The sequence below is a fragment of the Candidatus Marimicrobium litorale genome, assembly GCF_026262645.1.
GTDB lineage: Bacteria > Pseudomonadota > Gammaproteobacteria > Pseudomonadales > Halieaceae > Marimicrobium > Marimicrobium litorale.
Map to the genome: position 1 here is coordinate 114,335 of NZ_SHNO01000001.1, position 17,135 is coordinate 131,469.

The window sequence follows — 17,135 nt, forward strand, 5'->3', positions numbered from 1 at the left end:
CTGCTTTCTTGCCCGCAATACAGCATACGTAGGTGATTATGACGCGTTATATTTTCGTCACAGGTGGGGTTGTATCATCTCTGGGCAAGGGCATTGCCGCAGCCTCCATGGCGACCGTGCTTGAAGCACGGGGCCTCAAGGTAACGCTGCTGAAGCTGGACCCTTATATCAATGTAGATCCCGGAACCATGAGTCCTTTTCAGCACGGCGAAGTGTTCGTGACGGAGGACGGCGCAGAGACTGACCTCGATCTTGGGCACTACGAGCGTTTTACCCACATCGTGATGTCGCAGAATAACAACTTCACTACGGGCAGGGTCTATAACGAGGTGCTGCGCAAGGAGCGCAGGGGCGATTACCTCGGCGGTACGGTACAGGTTATTCCCCATGTTACGGATGAGATCAAGCGACGGGTGTTACTGGGCGCTGGTGATGCCGACGTGGCGGTGGTGGAAATCGGCGGCACGGTCGGCGACATAGAAGGATTGCCTTTCCTGGAGGCCGCGCGGCAGCTGAAAGTGGAGCTGGGTTCCAGTCGGGCTTTGCTGATGCATCTGACGCTAGTACCTTATATAGCCACCGCGGGAGAGATCAAGACCAAGCCAACCCAGCACTCTGTAAAGGAGCTGCGTTCTATCGGTTTGCAGCCGGATATCTTGCTGTGCCGCTGCGCTGTAGAGATCGAGGAGAGTGCACGGAAAAAGATCTCGTTGTTTACCAACGTTGAGGAGCGCGCAGTCGTGCCCCTGTTGGATGTAGATTCAATTTATCGGATTCCCGGTATGCTGCAAAACTTTGGCCTTGACAGTTTTGTGGTTGAGCGTTTCGGTCTAAATTGCAAGGAGCGGGCTGATCTCTCGGACTGGGACGACGTGTTGGCGCGGGAATTCGGTCCCAGCCGCGGTCAGGTCAAAGTGGCGATGGTCGGAAAATACGTCGATTTACAGGATGCCTATAAGTCCCTGAATGAGGCCTTGGGTCATGCCGGTTTGCAGACCACTACCGATGTCTCTATCGAGTACTTTGATGCGGAGGATATAGAGCGGAACGGTACCGCGGCACTGGCGGGAATGAACGCTATTCTGGTGCCTGGCGGTTTCGGCGATCGCGGAGTCGAAGGCAAGATTACAGCCGTTCGCTTCGCGCGAGAAAACAACATTCCTTTTCTGGGTATTTGCCTCGGCATGCACGTGGCACTTGTGGAATATGCTCGCAATGTCTGTGGTCTGGAGGGTGCCGATTCAACCGAGATGAACGCGAAAACAGACCATCCCATCGTGGCGCTGATCACCGAGTGGATGACATCCGACGGTACGGCGGAGCGACGTGATGAAGATTCCGACAAAGGCGGGACAATGCGGCTTGGCGCGCAGTTGTGTCACCTTGAGGCCGGTTCCCTGGCGCGTGAAATCTATGCGAAAGAGACTGTGCAGGAGCGGCACCGACACCGCTACGAAATCAATAATAATTATGTTGATCAGCTGCGCGATGCCGGCATGCGCATCGCGGGCTGGTCGGCTGATCACTCTCTGGTAGAAATGATCGAGCTGCCCAGGCACCCCTGGTTTATTGCTTGCCAGTTCCATCCGGAATTTACATCTCGTCCCCGGGGTGGACACCCGCTGTTCACCAGCTATATCGAGGCGGCGATCGCCCATGCCAGTGAGCAGACGCTCAATCAGGCCAGTTAATACAAGGTACATGCTGTGAACGAGCAAAGCATATCTCTCGGTGACGTGCGTTTCGATAATGGAGCGCCTTTTGTACTGCTTGGTGGTGTCAATGTGCTGGAAAGCCGGGATTTCGCCCTGCGGGTTGCAGAACATTACGCGGGGGTGTGCGCAAGGCTGGGCATTCCCTGGGTGTTTAAGGCCTCTTTCGACAAGGCCAACCGCTCTTCGATACATTCTTTTCGCGGACCAGGGCTCGACGAGGGGCTAAAAATACTCGCGGAAGTAAAGTCTGCCTTTAATGTCGATGTAATCACCGATGTGCATACGCCAGAACAGGCCGCGCCGGCGGCGGAGGTGTGCGGTATAATACAGCTGCCCGCTTTCCTCGCGCGACAGACTGATCTGGTCAAAGTCATGGCGTCTACCGGAGCGGTGATCAATATCAAGAAGCCCCAATTTCTCAGCCCGACCCAGATGGCCAATATCGTCGACAAGTTCGACGAGTGCGGCAATCAGCGAGTGATGCTCTGCGAGCGTGGCACCAACTTTGGTTACGATAATCTGGTGGTCGATATGCTGGGCTTCGGAATGATGAAGGTGAGCTGTAATAACGCACCGATCATTTTCGATGTCACCCACGCTTTGCAGTGTCGGGACTCCGGCGGAGAGGCGTCCGGGGGTCGCCGTTCCCAGGTGGTAGATTTGGCGCGCTCGGGCATGGCGGTAGGTCTCGCGGGTTTGTTTCTGGAGGCCCATCCCAATCCGGATAAGGCGCTTTGTGACGGACCCAGTGCCCTGCCGCTGGATCAACTGGAACCTTTTTTACAGCAGGTGAAGGCTGTCGACGACCTGGTCAAGTCGCTGCCTGCACTGCAGATTGATTAGAATTAACGGAGTTTGAACGCATGACGGCGATTACCAATATTCAGGCCTTTGAAGTAATGGATTCTCGCGGCAATCCTACGGTGATGGCGGAAGTAACTCTGGAATCTGGTGAGACAGGCAGCGCCTGCGCGCCCTCTGGTGCGTCTACCGGCTCCCGGGAGGCGCTGGAACTGCGTGATGGCGACAGCACTCGCTATCTCGGCAAGGGCGTTTTGAAGGCTGTCGGGCATATAAATGGCCCGATCCGTGACCTACTAATGGGCAGTGATGGTGCGGCCCAGCGTGAGCTTGATGTGGCCATGATTGCCGCTGACGGCACTGACAACAAGGCCAACTTCGGTGCCAATGCGATTCTCGCGGTGTCGCTGGCTGCGGCAAAGGCGGCGGCGCAGTCACGCGGTATACCCCTTTATCAGCACATAGCGGATATCAATGGCACCTCGGGGTTTAGCATGCCGGTGCCCATGATGAATATCCTCAATGGGGGCGAACATGCCGATAATAATGTCGATATTCAGGAGTTCATGGTGCAGCCCGTATCCGCGGGTAGTTTTAGCGAGGCCCTGCGAACAGGCGCCGAAATTTTTCACCAGCTGAAGCAGGTGCTTTCTTCTCGTGGTCTGAGCACTGCCGTCGGCGATGAAGGCGGCTTCGCACCCAACCTGCCCTCCAATGAGGCCGCTCTGGAAGCGATCGCAGAGGCCGTGGGCAATGCGGGCTATTCGCTGGGCACTGACGTGACACTCGCGCTGGACTGTGCTGCATCGGAATTTTACCGGAATGGCGTGTACGACCTGTCCGGCGAAGGAAAGCAATTCAGCAGTGCCGAATTCGCAGACTACCTGGCGGATCTTGCGGAAAAGCACCCCATTATTTCTATTGAGGACGGTCTAGATGAGTCCGATTGGGAGGGTTGGAAGCTGTTGACGGACAAGATTGGCGACAAGGTGCAATTGGTGGGCGATGACCTGTTTGTTACCAATACAAAAATACTCAAGGAGGGCATCGACAGGGGCGTTGGCAACTCCATCCTGATCAAGTTCAATCAGATTGGCAGTCTGTCCGAAACACTGGATGCGATTGCGATGGCCAAGGCCGCGGGATACACCGCAGTGATTTCTCATCGCAGCGGTGAAACGGAGGACACCACCATTGCCGACCTCGCCGTTGCCACCGCGGCGGGCCAAATCAAGACGGGTTCCCTGTGCCGCTCCGATCGGGTGGCCAAGTACAACCGCCTGCTGCGTATCGAGGCCGAGCTCTCCGACCGGGCGCCTTATCGCGGTCTGGCGGAGTTCTCCCGGTAGCGCATGCGCGGCCTGCTGCTCGTCTTAGTGCTATTGCTGGGAGTGGTGCAGTATCGCCTGTGGTTTGGTGAGGGCAGTCTCGCTGAAAAGCATCGCCTCGAATTACAGGTAGAGGAGCAGACCCTTATCAACGCGCAACTCAGCGAACGCAATTCAGAGCTCGAACGGGAGGTGCTGGAGCTGCAAACCGGTAACGAGGGCCTGGAACAGCGCGCTCGAGAGCAGCTCGGCTTGATTCGTAAAGACGAGACCTATTACCAGGTGACAGACAAGCAATCCTCGGAATCTGCACGGTGAGTGATGCCGGGCAATGCTGGGCTGTGTTGCCTGCCGCCGGCACCGGCAGCCGCATGGGCAGCGAGGTGCCCAAGCAATACCTTGAGGTAGCGGGTGCAACTATTTTTGAGCACAGTCTGCAGGCCCTGTTGCGCGAGCCGAGAATCCGGGGCGTCGTTGTGGCGCTGGATTCTGGTGATGAGCGCGCGGCGCTGTGTCCGCTCATGGCGGATGATCGCGTGCGGTCGGTGCAAGGGGCGCAGGAGCGCAGCGGCTCGGTGTTGGCTGCGCTGCAGGATCTGGCCCCGGTAGCGCAATCCGGGGACTGGGTTCTCGTTCATGATGCAGCACGACCCTGTCTCAGCGCGGCGGATCTCACAGCATTAATTGATAGGGTCATCGACTCCGGTACGGGTGGGATATTGGCTGAACGCATGGTCGATACGGTTAAACAGGCCTCCGCAGACGGTCGGGTGCAGGCTACATTGGATCGAAGCGGTCTATGGCGGGCCCAGACACCACAGATGTTCCGACTTGGTGAATTGCGCGAGGCATTGGCGCATGCAATTGGTGCGCGTTCTGATATCACGGACGAGGCGTCCGCTATGGAAATGGCGGGCCATCCGGTGCAGTTAGTAGCGGCCACCGGGTGTAATCTAAAAGTCACTGTGCCGGCGGATCTGCCCCAGGCCGCCTGGTATCTGCAACACCGAAAGGGGCAGGCGCTATGATTTTTGGAGTCGCGTTACCATGCGCATAGGACACGGTTACGATGTGCATCGCTTCGGTCCCGGTGATGCTCTGGTGCTCGGCGGGGTCACTATTGCCCACCACCGCGGATTGTTAGCTCACTCGGACGGTGATGTGCTGATTCATGCGGTTTGCGATGCCTTGCTGGGTGCGATTGGTCAGGGCGATATCGGCCGGCATTTTCCTGATACCGACGACGCGAACGTTGGCATTGATAGTCGTATTCTTTTGCGTGAGGTGATGCAGCGGGTGCATAACAGCGGCTGGAGACTGGCAAATCTGGACACTACACTTGTTCTCGAAGCGCCGAAAATGGCACCCCATATCCGGGCGATTCGTGACAACCTCGCCGCCGACCTGTCCTGTCTGCCTGAGCGCATCAATGTGAAGGCGACAACCACCGAAAAGCTGGGCTTCACAGGCCGTGAGGAAGGTGTTGCCGCTCATGCGGTTGTCCTGTTGGAGTCGGCGGCACTGTGAATGACACTTGGCCCCGGGCCCGGGGTCCCGCGCTTGGCACCGCTACTATTCGCCACTGCCCGGAAGATTTTCTGGTTCGCGAGCAACTGGGTTTCTCCCCGTCGGGCGATGGGGAACACTGTTTTCTCTATCTGCGTAAACGCAATCTTACGACCTCGGAGCTGCGCGACTTTATCGCCGACATCGCGGCCGTGTCGCCGGTGTCGATTGGGTATTGCGGCATGAAAGACCGCAATGCGGTCACGGAACAGTGGTTTAGTATTGGCCTTGCGGGGCGAACCGAACCAGATTGGTCGCGGCTCGAAGCAGGCACCGGCGTCGAGTTGTTGGCAAAAGGTTGGCACCGTCGCAAGCTGCGTCGGGGCGTGCATCAGGCTAATAGATTCTCGCTGGTGCTGCGGAACCTCGACGCGGATCACTCGGCGCTGGAGAAACGGCTGCTGGTGATGCGGGAAGAGGGCGTCCCCAATTATTTCGGTGAGCAGCGTTTTGGCCGTAATGGCTCTACTTTGCGTCAGGCCCGGGAATGGATGCGCCGGGGGCGCCGGGTGAGCCGTGACCGGCGCAGTCTCTACCTGTCTGCCTTGCGCGCTTGGGTATTCAATGGTGTCTTGGCCCAGCGCGTCCGGCAAGGCGACTGGAATCTGGTGCTTCCAGGCGACAGGTGCATGCTGCGCGGTTCCCGCAGCCACTTCTGTTGCGACACGGTGACCGAGGATATTGTGTTGCGCGCTGCGGCGGGCGACCTGAGCCCGGGCCTGCCGCTTTGGGGGCAGGCGAGCGGAGACGTAGGGGAGCCATTAACGGTAATGGACGAAGAGGCCCTGGCGGTCTGCGAGTTTCTGACATCGGCCGGACTAACCCTTGCTTGGCGATCAGCCCGCCTCTTGCCGGATGACTTTTCCTGGCAGTTTTGTGATGATGGTACTCTGCACTTGGGATTTGACCTGGTCGCCGGTGGTTATGCAACGGCGCTGCTGGGGGAGTGTTTACAATTCAAGAACGAGGCGGTCAAAGAACATTGAACGGGGTAGTGGACAGGATGGATCTGCACGGCATTGGTATGACCTCTCGACGTACCCGGGAGCGTCTCGTCCAGCGCTTGCTTGACCAGGGTATCAACGATTCGGTTGTATTGGATGTGATGCGAACCACGCCGCGCCACCTTTTTCTGGATGAGGCTATGGCACATCGGGCCTATGAAGATGTGGCCCTACCAATCGGTCACCAGCAGACGCTCTCTCAGCCCTACGTCGTAGCCCGCATGACGGAGCTGCTGATGGCGTCCGGACCGCGCCAGCGCGTGCTGGAAATCGGCACCGGCTCAGGGTACCAGACAGCGGTGCTGGCCCAATTGGTGGGTGAGGTTTACAGCGTAGAGCGTATCAAGCCGCTGCAGCAAAAGGCCCGCCAGCGGTTGCGTCAGCTGCGGTTGCGCAATGTGCTGTTTGAACATGCTGACGGATGTATGGGGTGGCCCGAATATGGACCCTACGATGGCATCGTCGTTACTGCAGCACCGCAACGCATCCCCGAGGAACTGCTCTCGCAACTCGCAGTCGGTGGCCGAATGGTGTTGCCGGTGGGTGGCGATACTCAGGATCTTCACCTCGTAACCCGCTCCTCGTCGGGTTATGAAACGGAAGTGGTGGAATCGGTGTATTTTGTTCCCCTTCTACCCGGCAAGGAGCGCTAGGCAATGGGTGTCGTTGGGGTATTCCTGCGCGGCTTGCTCATGGGCGCTGCCGATATTGTGCCGGGCGTTTCCGGCGGCACGGTCGCGTTTATTACGGGTATTTACGACACCTTGCTCGACAGTATACGCTCGGTGAATATCGCGTTTTTTCGGAAAGTAGTGACTCTTGATATCGCCGGTGCATGGGAGCAGGTGAACGGCGGTTTTCTCGTGCCACTCCTGCTGGGTGTCGTGACCAGTATTTTTTCCCTGGCGCAAGTTGTGTCATGGATACTGACGCACTATCCGGTGCCCCTGTGGGCTTTTTTCTTTGGTTTGATTCTCGCCTCCGCACTTGTTTTGCTGCAATCCGTGCAGCAGTGGCACCCGATCCGGATACTCTGCCTGATGGCAGGTACTGCGGTAGCGCTGTCGATTGCCCTGTCGGCTTCGGTGGGTCTCGAGATGGGGTATGGGGGGGTGTTCTTGGCGGCTTTCCTCGCTATCTGCGCCATGATACTGCCTGGCATTTCCGGCAGTTTCATTCTGGTGTTGCTCGGGATGTACAATGCGGTGCTGCTCGCCATCAAGAGTCTTGATGTCACTTTTATTCTGGTGTTTATGATTGGCGCCGTCTGTGGCTTGATGTGCTTTTCCCGACTTTTGCATTGGCTGCTGGAACGTTTTCAGCAGGCTACGATGGCTGTGCTGACGGGTTTCCTGTTTGGCTCGCTCGCTGTCGTTTGGCCCTGGAAGCGGGTGCTGGTCTGGATAGAACGCAGTAATGGTGAATTGAAACCTGCGCAGCAACTGCCTGTGATGCCAGCGGATTTCGAACTGTATACCGGGCAGGATCCACAGATGCTGCTATGCCTGAGCCTAATGGTGGCGGGTTTCGCGGTTGTCTGGTTTGTCCATGCACGGTGGGGCTCGTCTGCGGCGGGTGGATGATGGTCGGGGAAGGGCGGTGCTTGCACGGGTTTTAATAGGAGTTCTTCTTGCTGCGCTGGCTGCGTGTGCAACGCCTACGCGGGCCCCAATCGAGGACAGGGTCGCACAGGCTGCGCGTCCTGATTACAGGGTCAAGCGGGGCGATACTCTCTATTCCATTGCGTTCAGTTACGGGCTCGACTACCGCAAGGTGGCGGCGGCTAATGATATTACTGTGCCTTATACAATTTATCCGGGGCAGTATATCCAACTGGCGGAAGCCGCGGTCGTCCCCCTCGCAGAACCGCCTCCCGTAGTGATAGTGATCAAGAAGGAGGAAAAAGCCCCCGCGCAGGGAGTGCCTGCGCCGGTGCCGGTTTCTCCTGTGCCTGTTGCGAGCGTGCCCGCTCCCGTGATGGCTAAAGTGCCTGTGCTGTCGGCGAAAAAGCCCGCAGCAGCTGCACGACCGGTCACGCCTCCCGTGGCCAAACCCAGTTCTGCAGCGCCCAAAAAAGTAACACACGGGGCAGTGACACTGGGTGAGGTGAAGTCCTGGCGCTGGCCAGCATCGGGGCCCGTCACTCGCGGCTATTCAGGGAGCGTGCACAAGGGTATTGATATCGGCGGAAACCGCGGCGACCCGGTGGTTGCAGTGGCACCGGGCAAGGTTGTCTATGCCGGAACCGGTATCGTGGGTTTCGGCGAATTGTTGATCGTGAAGCACAACGAGCAATATCTCAGCGCCTATGGACACAATGACCGACTCCTTGCCGCGGAGGGCGACATGGTGTCGGCCGGGCAGACTATCGCTGAAAAGGGGAGTTCCGGTACAGATTCGGTGAAGCTACATTTCGAGATACGGCGCGAGGGTAAGCCGATTGACCCGCAAAGGGTATTGCCGCGACGCTAGCAGCGACCGGTTTGATGCATGATGCAGGCTGACAATGATCGCCTATAAAATAGCAATAACTAGCTTTTTGGCGAATCTCTCCGGGGATTGCATTTTTCGATCTTTCTGGGTTAGTCTGGCCGGCCGTGCAGGCGAAAGTAGGCAGGCTCGCGGAATAAAAAGAATAGGTATTGTGCATGGAATCGACGACTGCAGGTTCGAAAAGGATTTCGAAATCAGCGAAAGTAGCAACGGATGCCAAGGTGGCGAGTAAAACCGCCACTTCTTCTGAAAAAGCCAAACGCAAAGCAAACGCACGCGCGCCTCAAGCGGTACAGGTAAAAACGGCGCCGAAAGTACCGCGTAAGCGCAGCACGTCGAAAACCAGTGACAGCAAACCCGGCAAAACGAAAACCGTTGCGGCCAAGAGCGCCGACGACCTGGCCAATGCCATCTCCGATATGCCGCGTAAGCCGGAGAAAGTGCTGGATGCTACCCAGCTATACCTTAACGAGATTGGTTACTCCCCGCTACTGACCGCCGATGAAGAAAAACACTACGCTCGTTTGGCCTTGTCAGGGGATGAGGCGGGTCGCAAGCGCATGATAGAGAGCAACTTACGGCTTGTGGTAAAGATTTCCCGGCGCTACATCAACCGCGGCCTCACGCTTCTGGACTTAATCGAGGAAGGAAACCTGGGTCTGATCAGGGCAGTGGAAAAGTTTGATCCTGAGCTGGGCTTCCGGTTTTCCACCTATGCCACTTGGTGGATTCGTCAGACCATTGAGCGCTCCATCATGAATCAGACGCGAACGATCCGTTTGCCGATCCATGTCGTGAAAGAGCTCAATGTTTATCTACGTGCTGCTCGTGAGCTGACCCAGAAGCTCGACCACGAGCCGACGGCCGAAGAAATTGCGGCTATGCTCGAAAAGCCCGTGGCGGATGTGAAACGCTTGCTACGTCTGAACGAGCGAGTCGTTTCCATGGATATACCGGTAGCCTCTGACTCGGATACTACGATGGTCGACATGATCGCCGATATACAGGTTTCTGATCCTTCCCAGTTGCTGCAGGACACGGACATAAAGTCCAATATATCCGTCTGGCTTGAAGAGCTTTCCGAAAAACAGCGGGAGGTTGTGGCGCGTCGGTTTGGTTTGCGCGGGCATGAGAGCAGTACCCTCGAAGAGGTTGGCCGCGAAATTGGGCTCACCCGGGAGCGCGTGCGCCAGATTCAGGTGGAGGCGCTGCGACGCCTGCGCGGTATCATGGAAAATCAGGGCCTCAGCAGCGATTCCCTCTTCAGCTAACGGATTGTTAATTGCGGGCCTCACTGCCCGGTAAAAGGCAACCGATTCGTGCACCTCTGGATGCGGCCAAGCTGCCGCCCGTTCTCGCAGTCGTGCCAGACCCCGCGCCGACAGAGGCATAAATTACTCAGCATTTTCTACCACGTAATCTGACCGTATCAAACACTGTATGCTGCGCCGGGGCGAGTATGCTGAAGCATTGATTTTCATATTGGAGTAGGAGCCATGGCGGAGGATATTCGCAAGCGACTGAATTTGCCCGATCTCAACCAGGTCGGCTTTGTTGTCCGTGATCTGGAAGCCGCGCTAGCGCTTTACGAGCCAATGTTTGGTCCCTTCTCGACGATGGATCCGGGTCCGATGACCTACGACTACCGCGGGCGTGAAGAGGAGTGTGAGATGCGTCTTGCCTTTGGTGCCAGCGGTGATGTGGAGATTGAGTTGATTGAGTGGGTCGCCGGCGGTTGTCCCCACAAGGAATTCCTCGATGCGGGTCGCGAGGGCATGCATCATCTGCGATTTATCGTCGAAGATCTCGAGACCACGGCGGCGCATGCGAAGGCGGTTGGATACCAGACAATCTGGAGCAAGCGCTATGGCGAAGGCCTCGCTGTCGCCTACCTGGAACGTGAAAACGATCCGTTGGTCATAGAATTTTTTGAGAATCATCACGGTTGAAGAATCCCTGCGAACCGCCTCGCGTCGGGCTGAAAGTCTGACGTGCGATGGATGCTGTCGGTGAATCGCGGTGTCCGATTTTGATACTACTGCGCCAATGTATTCAGGGGTATTGTGTTGGCGCCTACGTCCAGAATGAACTCCCCCTTGGCGTGTAAAATAATGTGATAGAAGAGTCCCTCTGCGGAGCCATTGAGCAGCGCGTCGCAAATCATGTGGTCTGTGTCGACAGACTCCGCCGCATCAAGCAGTTTCTTGAAGGTGCGCTGAAAGTTGTCGGTGTGCCGGTTGCGGATAGGTGTGCTGAAAAAATGTCGTCGAGGCAGGCACTGTTGTTGAGTTCTCCGATGGCCAAGGCAATCATTTTTCGGATGAACTAGCCGTGATCGCCGCCAGAGGAGAGCGTTCGTTGCTCAACAAATTCTAAGCCGGTGATCTCGCCGGTGCCTGTCGGTCCACAAATCGACATGTAGTGAAAGCTTGCGATGGCCCCCAGCTGGTTTTGCACCAGATTGAGCAGCTTAAAATAGCTGTCGCGCCGGGAGTGCAGCTCGAGGCGTCGCGCGCTTTGCTCCTGCAGATTGATGACACGGGTGTTGGAGCTAATCTCCTTTTGTTGCATGAAGTGCCCTATTACGAGCCAGAGGAATGCCAGAGGAGCGAAAGCCCCTTCGAGGAAGCTGCCTATATCGGCAGTAGGCAGTTGTACGAAATTCCCCGAACCGACGACAGCAATCAGATAGAAGAGGCCGGTGCCAATCCATAGGGATGTGATCGATAGACCGAAAAGGATGCGCCAATCCATACGTTTTGACTCCTGTTAGGGGCGGGGTGGAAGTTTCGCCGATGCTGCTGAGCGGTATGACGGTGTAGCGTGTGAGAGCCAATCGCAGGTCAAAAAAAACCCCGCCATGCTGCCATGCCGGGGCTTATCTTTTTGTGGAATCAGCGCTCCAGCATTGCCAATTTGTTAGGCTTGCCGGCCCATTCCTCTGCGTCTGTCGGTGCGTCTTTCATCTCGGTAATGCAGGGCCAGACTTCGGCCAGCTCCGCATTCAGTTCGAGAAAAACCGCCTGGTCTTCCGGCAGTTCGTCTTCCGAAAAAATAGCGTCTACGGGGCATTCCGGCTCACACAAAGCACAGTCGATGCATTCATCTGGGTGGATAACGAGGAAGTTGGGCCCCTCATAAAAACAGTCTACAGGGCAGACCTCTACGCAGTCAGTGTGCTTGCATTTGATGCAATCTTCTCCAACAACAAATGTCATTCGGGATATGCCTCTCGAAAAAGTGCGGATCAACTAAAGGGCGGTAGTTTACCTGTGGGGAAAGCATAAATGAACCCCTGACAACCGGTATTTCCACACATTGCGAGGGGGTTCACAGGGCGCATTTCAGCGTCCTAATTTTTCAGTTTTGCGCATAGCGCATATAAGAAATCCAATGCCTGTCGCGGGGTGAGCGCGTCCGGGTCTATCGCCTCGAGCGCCTCGAGAGCGGGGTGTGGTTTCGGCGCGGTGAATAAATCGACCTGGGCTGGCGCCGGGATCAGAGGCTCGACGACCGCGGATTTCGGCGCGCCCTGTTCCAGCTCGCGCAGTTTATCGTGTGCCGCCGCCAGCACGCCTGGCGGAATGCCGGCCAGTTTGGCCACCTGCAGGCCGAAGCTGCGGTTTGCAGGCCCCTCCTTGATATTGTGCAGGAAAACGACGTGATCTTTGTGTTCGGTCGCGTCCAGATGCACGTTGGCCATTGTGGGGCAGCGGTCGGGCAGACTGGTCAGTTCAAAATAGTGCGTGGCAAACAAGGTAAATGCTCTCACGTGCTCCGCCAGCTGCACTGCCGCGGCCCAGGCAAGGCTAAGTCCATCAAAGGTGCTTGTGCCGCGGCCGACTTCGTCCATCAAGACGAGGCTGCGCGGGGTCGCATTGTGCAATATATTCGCGGTTTCGGTCATCTCTACCATAAAGGTGGAGCGTCCGCCGGCCAAATCATCTGAGGAGCCAATGCGGGTAAAAATGCGGTCCAATGGTGACAGCCTAGCCGATGAAGCCGGGACGTAACTGCCGATGTGAGCGAGCAGCGCGATGACGGCATTTTGTCGCATATAGGTGGATTTACCCCCCATGTTCGGACCGGTAATCAGTAACATGCGCCGGTTGGGGTCGAGCAGGGTGTCATTGGCAATGAAGGGTTCATCCAATACCTGTTCCACCACGAGGTGACGCCCGGATACAACTTCAAACACCTCTTCATCGCAAAATTGTGGCTGACACAGGCTCAGCGATTCCGCGCGTTCTGCGAGATTGGCCAGTACATCAATTTCCGAGACGGCCGCGGCGGTGCTCTGCAGCTCAGCCAGCGGTTCGTTAAGCCGCTCCAACAATTCATCATAAAGCGCTTTCTCCCGCGCAAGAGCGCGGCTCTTGCTGGACAGCGCCTTGTCTTCAAATTCTTTCAGTTCCGGGGTAATAAAACGCTCAGCATTTTTCAGGGTCTGGCGGCGAATGTACGTCTCGGGAGCCTTGTCTGATTGCGTGCGACTGATCTCAATATAATAGCCATGCACGCGGTTGTAGCCCACTTTTAACGTGCTGATACCAGTGGCCTCCCGCTCGCGCTGTTCGATTTCCAGCAGGTACTCTCCGGCATGGGTGCTGATCTGGCGCAATTCGTCCAGCTCTTCATCATACCCGTCTGCGATAACGCCACCGTCCCGGATGACCACCGGCGGGTTTTCGATAACGGCTCGTTGCAGCAGGTCGCATAGATCGGGATAGTCGCCGGCTTGCGTTGCCAGTGCATCGAGCAGGGGTGCTTGCAGGACAGACAGCTCCGTCCCGAGGCAGGGCAGCGCTCCGAGGGAGCTGGCCAGTCGGGTCAAGTCCCGGGGGCGAGCGGAGCGCAGTGCGATCCGCGCCAGAATTCGCTCCATATCTCCGACCGGTTTTAGCGCATTGCGCACAGTCTCGTAGATGTAATTTTCGCAGAGGGCGTGAATAGCGGTTTGCCGCGAACGCAGATGCGGTATGCCGGTTAATGGCCTGTTTAGCCAGCGTCTCAGCATACGGCTACCCATGGCGGTAATGCTTCGATCCATGACTGACAGCAGGGTGTGGCTGTCGCCGCCGGTCAGGTTAATATCAATTTCCAGGTTACGCCGGGTTGCGGCATCCATGATGATGCTGTCTTCGCGGCTTTCAGCTTGCAGTGCACGAATATGGGGTAAGTTACCGCGCTGGGTATCCTTTACGTATTGCAACAAGCAGCCGGCGGCGCCTATGGCGAGACCCATATCGTCGCAGCCAAAGCCCTGTAGATCATGAGTTTGGCACTGTGTATTCAGTGCGCGCCTTGCGGCCTCCTGATCAAACTCCCAGGCGGGCTGACTGCGTGCGCCCCGCCTTGCGGTTACGCCAGGGTCCAGAATTGATTCATGATAGAGCGTTTCTGCAGGGTCCAGCCGTTGCATTTCACTGCTCAGTGATTCCTCACCGCTGACCTCCAGTAGTCGAAAGCGCCCGGTACTGAGATCCAGATAGGCGATGCCGTATTGGTCTTCGCGCTGGTTCAGGGCCAGCAGAAAATTATCCAGCTTGTCTTCCAGCAGGGCCTCATCGGACAGCGTGCCCGGGGTTACTACGCGCACGACCGCCCGCTCCACCGGGCCTTTACTGGTCGCCGGGTCGCCGATTTGCTCCGCGATGGCAACGGATACCCCCGCTTTGACCAGGCGGGCCAGGTAGGTCTCCGCTGCGTGGTAGGGTACGCCGCACATGGGAATGGGTTCGCCGGCGGACTTGCCGCGGGCTGTCAGCGTGATATCCAGCAGCTCAGCGGCCTGCTGCGCATCCTCGTAGAACAATTCATAGAAGTCGCCCATGCGGTAGAACACCAGGTCATGGGGGTGGTCGGCCTTGATGCGCAGAAATTGCTGCATCATGGGGGTATGTATAACTGTCTGATTCAATTGAAAAATATCTTTTTAGTTGTCGTTTTTGGGCCCGGGTGAGGGAATATGATAAGGCTTTCGGCTCGCCAGCACATCATCTGGTCGTGGAAAATCTTGCAAAGGCCGGTGTTGTTTCAGCAGATCGTCTGGCTGTTCACGGCAGGCGATCTGCCGGCCGCCTGCCGCGGGGTGCACAAAGATAAGGCATGTTGCTGTGCATGATGGCGATAGCGTTCCCGTTGGGAGATAATCCAACGGGTAATAGGTTCGCAGCGGGGTATCCAGAGAGCCTTGCCGCGCGTGGTCATAGCGCTTGAACAGTGGATCAGGTGACGACAGCGATGCTTGAACGATGTGTGCGACGCAGTGAACGCCGCTGAATGTGGACGGGATCATTGAAATAGGTAACAGTATCGGGCGAACGAAATGCGTGTCCGGTGGCCTGCCAGTTATCTGCGGGCAAATCCAATGCGAGAGTGATCGGGTTGGCGTTTTTGTGGCGTCCAGTTGGGCGAGGAAAAGAGTAGCGAAATTATGGCATTGAAAGTAGTGGTTTGGGGGTCGGGCAACGTGGGGCGCCCAGCAATTCGCGCGGTACATTCCCATGAGGATATGGAACTGGCGGGGGTGATCGTGTCCAGCGATAACAAGGTGGGGCTGGATGCTGGTGAAATCGCGGGGTTAGGTGCCATCGGTGTGATAGCGACAAAGGACTGGCGCAGTGTGCTGGACCGAGGTGCCGATGCCGTGGTCTACACGGCGACCGCTGATATACGACCGGAAGAAGCGATGGCGGATTTACTGGCGTGCCTGGAGGCCGGGATTAACGTCGCGTCCACCGCGTTTTATGCCTACCTCGACCCCGCGTCAGCTCCGCAGGAAGCGCTGGAGCCTATTAATGCCGCTTGCGAAACGAGTGGAGCTTCGCTGTTTGTATCCGGGATCGATCCCGGCTGGGTAATGGATATGATGCCGGTGGTGGTCAGTGGTGCGGTCTCGGGAATACGTGAACTGCGCACTCGAGAAATATTTAATTATGCGCTCTATGATCAGCCTCATGTCGTTCGGGAGGTGATCGGCTTTGGTGGCTCTATGGATGAGTTACCCATGATGCTGCATGATTTTGCCATCGAAATGGTGTGGGCGCCCATGGTGCGTTTGGTGGGGCAGGCACTGGATAAGCCGGTTGAAAAAATCGAGGTCAATGTGGAGCGCCTGCCGCTCGAGCGGACAATTGAGGTGGCGGGGATGGGCGTCTTTGAGAAGGGCACACAAGGTGCGTTTCGCTTCGAAGTGTTGGGCTATCACGCTGGGCACCCCCTGTATGCGTTGGAGCACATTACGCGTATTGATGATGAATGCGCGCCGCATTGGCCATACCCGCCGGAAGGACGCGGCTGTCACCAGATCATAATTAGCGGCGATCCGGATCTTCACGTGACGGTTCACGCTGAGGATCATTTCGAGCCCGGGGCCGCAGGTGGCGGAAATGCGTCTGCTGCGAATTGGGTAGTGAATGCGATACCGGGGTTGTGTGAAGCACGTTCGGGAGTGGTCAGTCTTCTCGATCTCCCCCGAATAACCGGAGCGAGGCAGGTGAAGCATGTCTAGCGAATCAGAGAGTATAAAAGGAGCGCTCAGTGCCTCGGATGACAACAAGGCACGAGCGAAAACTGAGGCCGATATGGAGGCCTTATCCCGTTCTCCGGGCATTCGACTGGCGAAGCTGATGGGCGTTCATCTTCTGACAGCACTGCTGGTGCTTTCGCTGTTTGCCGCCGCTGTGAGTTGGAGCGTGGTTTCCGGTCTGGGTATTGCATCGGCACTCAGCGTGGCGACCGGCGCGCTGGCGGGAATCACGCTGTCGACACTCGTACACGAGTGGTTTCATTACGCGGGAGCCCGTTATGCTGCCGCTTCTTTTACTGTGCCGAAAAAGCTGGGACTGTTCTTGTACGATTGGCACTTTGAAAAAAATGATCAGCACCAATTCCTCGTTATGAGTGTCGCCGGGAGCGTCGGGGGTTTTCTGTCATTGCTGTTTCTTTGGCATGCGGTGCCTGCGGATAATTGGGGTGGTGCCGCCCTGCGCGCCGGGGTGATCGCCAGCATTGTGTTTGCCGCACTGGTAGAGTGGCCCGTCGTTCGTCAGGTTAGGCAGGGAGCCGACCCTATGATGGAGTTGGCGAATATTCCCGGGCGCCTGCGACGTTGCTTTATTATTGCCAGCGCCGTGGGCATCTTGGCAACTGTGTATTTCGGCGCCTGAGTGTCCGGGCTGAATTCGAGTCGGAATGCGCTGCGGCATGCGTTAAGCTGCAGCTCG

At 57.0% G+C, this 17,135-nt stretch carries 17 protein-coding genes; 14 read left to right on the forward strand and 3 right to left on the reverse strand.

Going from position 1 to position 17,135, the window contains the following annotated elements:
* Positions 1-38 precede the first annotated feature (38 nt).
* The 12 genes from EYC82_RS00570 (at position 39) to EYC82_RS00625 (ending at position 10,856) form a co-directional block, all read left to right on the forward strand.
* Positions 39-1,691 carry a CTP synthase gene (locus EYC82_RS00570; protein ID WP_279247607.1) on the forward strand — a complete coding sequence of 551 codons (1,653 nt, stop codon included), beginning with the start codon at positions 39-41 and terminating at the stop codon, positions 1,689-1,691.
* A gap of 15 nt (positions 1,692-1,706) precedes the next feature.
* The gene (kdsA, locus tag EYC82_RS00575) at positions 1,707-2,558 is read left to right on the forward strand and encodes a 3-deoxy-8-phosphooctulonate synthase (protein WP_279247608.1); all 852 of its coding nucleotides are present in this window, start codon (positions 1,707-1,709) and stop codon (positions 2,556-2,558) included.
* Positions 2,559-2,578: 20 nt separating this feature from the next.
* Positions 2,579-3,865 (forward strand): phosphopyruvate hydratase, encoded by a 1,287-nt coding sequence (gene eno / locus EYC82_RS00580; protein WP_279247609.1) that lies wholly within the window; start codon positions 2,579-2,581, stop codon positions 3,863-3,865.
* A gap of 3 nt (positions 3,866-3,868) precedes the next feature.
* On the forward strand, positions 3,869-4,162 hold the full coding sequence (locus tag EYC82_RS00585) for a septum formation initiator family protein (protein WP_279247610.1): 294 nt from the start codon (positions 3,869-3,871) through the stop codon (positions 4,160-4,162).
* A complete protein-coding gene (ispD, locus tag EYC82_RS00590) occupies positions 4,159-4,872 on the forward strand; it encodes a 2-C-methyl-D-erythritol 4-phosphate cytidylyltransferase (RefSeq protein WP_279247611.1) in 714 nt (237 codons plus the stop codon). The genes EYC82_RS00585 and ispD overlap by 4 nt, the downstream gene beginning before the upstream one ends.
* 19 nt (positions 4,873-4,891) lie before the next feature.
* Positions 4,892-5,371: a 2-C-methyl-D-erythritol 2,4-cyclodiphosphate synthase gene (gene ispF, locus EYC82_RS00595; RefSeq protein WP_279247612.1), complete on the forward strand. Its 480-nt coding sequence runs from the start codon at positions 4,892-4,894 to the stop codon at positions 5,369-5,371.
* Positions 5,368-6,396: a tRNA pseudouridine(13) synthase TruD gene (gene truD / locus EYC82_RS00600; RefSeq protein ID WP_279247613.1), complete on the forward strand. Its 1,029-nt coding sequence runs from the start codon at positions 5,368-5,370 to the stop codon at positions 6,394-6,396. The genes ispF and truD overlap by 4 nt, the downstream gene beginning before the upstream one ends.
* 17 nt (positions 6,397-6,413) lie before the next feature.
* Positions 6,414-7,067 (forward strand): protein-L-isoaspartate(D-aspartate) O-methyltransferase, encoded by a 654-nt coding sequence (locus tag EYC82_RS00605; RefSeq protein ID WP_279250629.1) that lies wholly within the window; start codon positions 6,414-6,416, stop codon positions 7,065-7,067.
* 3 nt (positions 7,068-7,070) lie between these two features.
* Entirely contained in the window at positions 7,071-7,997 is a 927-nt protein-coding gene (locus EYC82_RS00610; protein WP_279247614.1) for a DUF368 domain-containing protein, read from the forward strand.
* Positions 7,948-8,886: a peptidoglycan DD-metalloendopeptidase family protein gene (locus EYC82_RS00615; protein WP_279247615.1), complete on the forward strand. Its 939-nt coding sequence runs from the start codon at positions 7,948-7,950 to the stop codon at positions 8,884-8,886. The genes EYC82_RS00610 and EYC82_RS00615 overlap by 50 nt, the downstream gene beginning before the upstream one ends.
* Before the next feature lie 176 nt (positions 8,887-9,062).
* A complete protein-coding gene (gene rpoS, locus EYC82_RS00620; RefSeq protein WP_279247616.1) occupies positions 9,063-10,178 on the forward strand; it encodes an RNA polymerase sigma factor RpoS in 1,116 nt (371 codons plus the stop codon).
* A 225-nt stretch (positions 10,179-10,403) separates the two neighbouring features.
* Positions 10,404-10,856, forward strand: a complete 453-nt coding sequence (locus tag EYC82_RS00625; RefSeq protein WP_279247617.1) for a VOC family protein — start codon at positions 10,404-10,406, stop codon at positions 10,854-10,856.
* Between the two features lie 376 nt (positions 10,857-11,232).
* On the opposite strand, the gene EYC82_RS00630 is transcribed toward EYC82_RS00625, so the two are convergent.
* The 3 genes from EYC82_RS00630 to mutS all read right to left on the reverse strand — a co-directional run bounded on the left by EYC82_RS00630 (position 11,233) and on the right by mutS (position 14,800).
* Positions 11,233-11,661, reverse strand: a complete 429-nt coding sequence (locus tag EYC82_RS00630) for a hypothetical protein (protein ID WP_279247618.1) — start codon at positions 11,659-11,661, stop codon at positions 11,233-11,235.
* A 140-nt stretch (positions 11,662-11,801) separates the two neighbouring features.
* Positions 11,802-12,125, reverse strand: a complete 324-nt coding sequence (fdxA, locus tag EYC82_RS00635; RefSeq protein WP_279247619.1) for a ferredoxin FdxA — start codon at positions 12,123-12,125, stop codon at positions 11,802-11,804.
* A gap of 134 nt (positions 12,126-12,259) precedes the next feature.
* The gene (gene mutS, locus EYC82_RS00640; protein ID WP_279250630.1) at positions 12,260-14,800 is read right to left on the reverse strand and encodes a DNA mismatch repair protein MutS; all 2,541 of its coding nucleotides are present in this window, start codon (positions 14,798-14,800) and stop codon (positions 12,260-12,262) included.
* Between the two features lie 543 nt (positions 14,801-15,343).
* Here mutS and EYC82_RS00645 point away from each other — a divergent pair.
* Together EYC82_RS00645 and EYC82_RS00650 are read left to right on the forward strand one after the other, a co-directional pair.
* Positions 15,344-16,420, forward strand: a complete 1,077-nt coding sequence (locus EYC82_RS00645; protein WP_279247620.1) for an NAD(P)H-dependent amine dehydrogenase family protein — start codon at positions 15,344-15,346, stop codon at positions 16,418-16,420.
* Positions 16,413-17,078, forward strand: coding sequence for a hypothetical protein (locus EYC82_RS00650; RefSeq protein ID WP_279247621.1), 666 nt, complete (start codon positions 16,413-16,415; stop codon positions 17,076-17,078). Before EYC82_RS00645 ends, EYC82_RS00650 begins: the two co-directional genes overlap by 8 nt.
* Positions 17,079-17,135: the final 57 nt, after the last annotated feature.

Excerpts from the sequence above, each read along its gene's own strand:
- EYC82_RS00610 (WP_279247614.1), top strand. The coding sequence starts at position 7,071 with ATGGGTGTCGTTGGGGTATTCCTGCGCGGCTTGCTCATGGGCGCTGCC.
- ispF (WP_279247612.1), top strand. The coding sequence starts at position 4,892 with ATGCGCATAGGACACGGTTACGATGTGCATCGCTTCGGTCCCGGTGAT.
- EYC82_RS00585 (WP_279247610.1), top strand. The coding sequence starts at position 3,869 with ATGCGCGGCCTGCTGCTCGTCTTAGTGCTATTGCTGGGAGTGGTGCAG.
- eno (WP_279247609.1), top strand. The coding sequence starts at position 2,579 with ATGACGGCGATTACCAATATTCAGGCCTTTGAAGTAATGGATTCTCGC.
- EYC82_RS00625 (WP_279247617.1), top strand. The coding sequence starts at position 10,404 with ATGGCGGAGGATATTCGCAAGCGACTGAATTTGCCCGATCTCAACCAG.
- EYC82_RS00630 (WP_279247618.1), bottom strand. The coding sequence starts at position 11,661 with ATGGATTGGCGCATCCTTTTCGGTCTATCGATCACATCCCTATGGATT.
- EYC82_RS00650 (WP_279247621.1), top strand. The coding sequence starts at position 16,413 with ATGTCTAGCGAATCAGAGAGTATAAAAGGAGCGCTCAGTGCCTCGGAT.
- EYC82_RS00605 (WP_279250629.1), top strand. The coding sequence starts at position 6,414 with ATGGATCTGCACGGCATTGGTATGACCTCTCGACGTACCCGGGAGCGT.
- rpoS (WP_279247616.1), top strand. The coding sequence starts at position 9,063 with ATGGAATCGACGACTGCAGGTTCGAAAAGGATTTCGAAATCAGCGAAA.
- EYC82_RS00570 (WP_279247607.1), top strand. The coding sequence starts at position 39 with ATGACGCGTTATATTTTCGTCACAGGTGGGGTTGTATCATCTCTGGGC.
- fdxA (WP_279247619.1), bottom strand. The coding sequence starts at position 12,125 with ATGACATTTGTTGTTGGAGAAGATTGCATCAAATGCAAGCACACTGAC.
- EYC82_RS00645 (WP_279247620.1), top strand. The coding sequence starts at position 15,344 with ATGGCATTGAAAGTAGTGGTTTGGGGGTCGGGCAACGTGGGGCGCCCA.
- mutS (WP_279250630.1), bottom strand. The coding sequence starts at position 14,800 with ATGATGCAGCAATTTCTGCGCATCAAGGCCGACCACCCCCATGACCTG.